General features: G+C 31.8%; 5 protein-coding genes and 1 pseudogene. All 6 read right to left on the bottom strand.

Going from position 1 to position 4,298, the window contains the following annotated elements; translation table 11 throughout:
- Positions 1-727, bottom strand: a 727-nt coding sequence (locus GQ540_RS10530; protein ID WP_291800801.1) for a GTP-binding protein, incomplete at its 3' end; no start/stop codon positions are given.
- Positions 728-836: 109 nt separating this feature from the next.
- Positions 837-1,736, bottom strand: a complete 900-nt coding sequence (gene cysD, locus GQ540_RS10525; RefSeq protein WP_291800799.1) for a sulfate adenylyltransferase subunit CysD — start codon at positions 1,734-1,736, stop codon at positions 837-839.
- A gap of 10 nt (positions 1,737-1,746) precedes the next feature.
- Positions 1,747-2,364, bottom strand: coding sequence for a phosphoadenosine phosphosulfate reductase family protein (locus GQ540_RS10520; RefSeq protein ID WP_291800797.1), 618 nt, complete (start codon positions 2,362-2,364; stop codon positions 1,747-1,749).
- A gap of 11 nt (positions 2,365-2,375) precedes the next feature.
- Positions 2,376-2,645: a DUF2061 domain-containing protein gene (locus GQ540_RS10515; RefSeq protein ID WP_291800795.1), complete on the bottom strand. Its 270-nt coding sequence runs from the start codon at positions 2,643-2,645 to the stop codon at positions 2,376-2,378.
- A gap of 123 nt (positions 2,646-2,768) precedes the next feature.
- Positions 2,769-3,938 (bottom strand): aminotransferase class I/II-fold pyridoxal phosphate-dependent enzyme, encoded by a 1,170-nt coding sequence (locus GQ540_RS10510; protein WP_291800793.1) that lies wholly within the window; start codon positions 3,936-3,938, stop codon positions 2,769-2,771.
- A gap of 63 nt (positions 3,939-4,001) precedes the next feature.
- Positions 4,002-4,298 (bottom strand): annotated as a pseudogene (locus GQ540_RS10505) (bifunctional aspartate kinase/homoserine dehydrogenase I); the annotation flags it as partial.

Here is a 4,298-nt window from a genome sequence, read left to right as displayed (position 1 = left end):
CATATCCTCTGTAATCGTGAAATTCTTCAGTTTTTGGACGAATAACAAATTGTACAGGAAAACGCATTTTTCCATTATTATAAACATCAGCAGTGTCTAATTTTTCTAAATGTTCTAATAATGTTTTACCATTATACCAAGACATTGTAGTAGATTTTTCAACCACATTATCTCCTTTTAAAGCACTTACTGGAATGAAAGTTATATTCTGATCTTCGTAATCGCTTTTCTCAACTAGTTTCTGAAAATCAGCTTTAATTTCATTGTATCTTTCTTCTGAAAAATCAACCAAATCCATTTTATTTACGGCAACAATTACATCCTTAATACGCAATAAATTATTGATGAAAAAGTGTCTATAGGTTTGTTCAATTACACCGTGTCTTGCATCGATTAAAATAATTGCTGCTTGTGATGTTGAAGCACCTGTAACCATGTTTCTAGTATATTCAACGTGACCAGGAGTATCTGCAATAATATAACTTCTTGTATTTGTTGAAAAATAAATATGAGCTACATCAATAGTAATTCCTTGCTCACGTTCGGCTACTAGACCATCTGTTGCCAACGAAAAATCTAAATAATCGTAGCCTTTTTGTTTACTGCTACGTTCAATAGCTTCTAATTTATCGTCTGTTAATGATTTTGTATCGTATAATAATCGCCCTATCAAAGTACTTTTACCATCATCTACACTTCCTGCTGTTGCTATTTTTAAAACTTCCATTTTTAATATTGTTATGTTATTCTGAAACAACACTTCGATATTTCGACTGCGCTCAACACAGGCTTACTCAGTGTGATATTTTCAGAATTACTTTTTATTGTTAATTTGATTAAAAGTATCCTTGTTGCTTGCGTTTTTCCATGGCAGCTTCAGATCGTTTATCATCTATTCTTGCTCCACGTTCTGAAATGCTTGAATCTCTAATTTCGGCTACTACTTCACTAATAGTTTCTGCATAAGAATCTACTGCTGCAGTACAACTCATATCACCTACTGTTCTAAAACGAACCATGCGTTCTTCAACTTCTTCTTCTTCATCTTTATACACGTGTTCAGACGCTGACCAAATTAATCCGTCACGAACAAATATGTCTCTTTTATGTGCAAAATATATAGAAGGAATTTCTAAATCTTCATTCTCAATGTACGTCCAAACGTCTAACTCTGTCCAGTTTGAAATTGGGAAAACACGTACATTTTGACCTAAATCAATATTTCCATTCAACATATCAAATAATTCAGGTCGTTGGTTTTTTTCATCCCATTGACCAAAATCATCACGTACAGAAAATATACGTTCTTTTGCTCTTGCTTTTTCTTCATCTCTACGCGCTCCACCAATACAAGCATCAAATTTAAATTCTTCAATAGCATCTAAAAGTGTAGTTGTTTGTAGCATATTTCTACTTGAATATCTACCCGTTTCTTCTTTTACTTTTCCTTGATCTATAGAATCTTGTACATTTCTAACAATTAATTCTACACCTAATTCTTCTACCAATCTATCTCTAAATTCAATAGTTTCAGGAAAATTGTGACCTGTATCAATATGCATTAATGGAAAAGGAATTTTTGCTGGGTAAAATGCTTTTTGAGCCAACCTAACTAATGTTATTGAATCTTTTCCACCAGAAAATAATAATACTGGCTTTTCAAACTGTGCAGCAACCTCTCTAAAAATGTAGATTGCTTCGTTTTCTAATGCGTTTATGTGTAATTTCTCTGTCATTTTCAATAATTTATGAATGTAAACCACATTCTCTGTTTTCTAATACTTTTGTTGGGTCAAAATAGGTAAACTCGTTAGGCAAATTATTTTTGGTTAAATAAGCATCTAATTGCTCATCTGTCCAATGATAAAAAGGACTTACTTTTAACAATCCATCTTTACTCATAGAAAGTATATCTATACTAGTTCTAAAAGCTGTTTGACCTTTTCTTAAATTGGTAAACCAAACATCTGGCTGATGTTCTTTCATGGCTCTATTAAAAGGTTCTAATTTTACTTGCTCTGTAAATAATGTGTGCAAAGGGTCATCAATTTGAGGAATTCCAATAGTTGCATCTCTATGTGCAGACGTTTGTTTTGGAACGTATAAGTGAACATTTAACCCTAAACTATCTATTAATTCATTTGCATGAACATACGTTTTTGGTGTATTATAACCTGTATCGCACCAAATTACTTTTAAGTTATTTTCAACTTTTGTACACGCATGTAGTATTGCAACTTCATAAGGCCTAAAGTTTGTTGTAACCAACGGATTTTTTGCAATACCTAATGCCCAAGCAATAATTTGCGACGGTGATTTATCTTTTAATTCTTTATTTAATGCTTCTATATTTAAATTTTCCATGTACTCCTACTTTATTGTTTTCCCCATTTAATTAAATTCCAAATTCTTTCGTGAAAAAAATACAATACCATTTTGGTTACAACTTCAACCAAACCAATAGATAGTGCCAACGCAATTTCACCTGTTATAATCCACGATATTAATATAGTATCAAGCGTACCAAGTATTCTCCAACTTATAGCTTTTACAATACTACGTGTCGCTTTTTCTGAATTTTTAACAGCCTCAAAACTCTTTTCAGACTTTGTTTTATTTGATGTTAAAATTTGATCTAGTATCATTTTTTATATATTCATTTTTCTGAGGTCAAAAGTACATTTATTTTATTACCCTACCAATTCTATAGACTAATAGATTTAAAAAATATAAATATTTAACACATTTAATAAATATGCTGTTGTTATTTAACTAGTTAACGCTTGATCTATATCTTGAATTACGTCAGAAACATGTTCTAAGCCAACAGAAACACGCACCAAACCAGGTGTAATTCCTGCAGCTAATTGCTCCTCGTTAGATAGCTTACTGTGAGTTGTTGAAGCCGGATGTGTAACTATTGTACGTGTATCGCCTAAATTTGCAGATAATGAACACATTTTAATTGCATTTAAGAATTTTTTACCAGCTTCTAATCCTCCTTTTACTTCAATTGCAATAATATTACCACCCAATTTCATTTGCTTTTTAGCAATTTTAAACTGTGGATGTGATTTTAAAAAAGGATATTTAACTTTTGAAACTGCTGAATGATTTTCTAAAAATTCGGCTATTTTTAATGCATTTTCACAATGTTTATCAACTCGTACTGCTAAAGTTTCTAAACTTTTACTTAAAACCCACGCATTAAATGGAGATAATGCAGGACCCGTATTTCGAGAAAATAAATAAATTTCACGTACTAAATCAGATTTTCCAACTACTACTCCACCTAACACACGACCTTGTCCATCCATTAATTTTGTAGCTGAATGTATCACTAAATCTGCTCCAAATTTAATTGGTTGCTGAATATATGGTGTTGCAAAACAATTATCTATTACTAATAACAAATTATGTTTCTTAGCAATATCTCCAAGCAACTCTAAATCAATAATATCAACGCTAGGGTTTGTTGGCGATTCAGCATATAAAATTTTAGTTGAAGGCTGTATTAAAGCTTCTATTTCAGCAGGGTTATTAATATCAAAATACGAAGTTTCAATATTCCATTTTGGGAAATATTTTGTAAACAGCGTATGTGTTGATCCAAATACGGAACGAGCAGAAACAATATGATCACCACTACTTAACAATGCAGCAAAAGTTGAAAACACAGCAGCCATTCCAGTTGCAAATGCATAACCGTCTTCAGCTTCTTCCATTTGAATTACTTTATCAACAAACTCAGTTGTATTTGGGTTGCTAAAACGAGAGTATATATTTCGATCTTTTTCTTCAGTAAATGAAGCTCTCATTTCTTCAGCATCTTCAAATACAAAACTTGAAGTTAAGTACATTGGTGTTGTATGCTCTTGAAATTGTGAGCGTTCTAATTGCGTTCTAATTGCGTCTGTTTCAAATTTATTTTTGCTCATAATACTATTTTTAATCAATACTTAGACAAGCTCAGTATGACAAATTCGTCTTAAAATTCTTATTTAATTTTTATCTGCTAACCTTAAAATATCTCCAAAAACACCACGGGCTGTAACTGCTGCACCAGCTCCTGCGCCTTGAATAACCAATGGTTTTTCACCATAAGACTCTGTATAAATCTCAAAAATAGCATCGGCTCCTTGTATTTGCCCCAAAGCACTATTACTTGATACAGAAACTAATTTTACATCTAAATTTCCTTTATCTTCTTGTAAGTTACCAGACAAATCACCAATGTACCTTAAGACATGATTTTCTTTTTGATTGTCTTTTATATCTTGAAAATAGGTATCCATAGC

This window comes from Lutibacter sp. (assembly GCF_013139515.1).
Lineage (GTDB): Bacteria > Bacteroidota > Bacteroidia > Flavobacteriales > Flavobacteriaceae > Lutibacter.
Note: the sequence above shows the minus strand (reverse complement) of the source record. Positions and strands in the feature narration are given on the sequence as shown.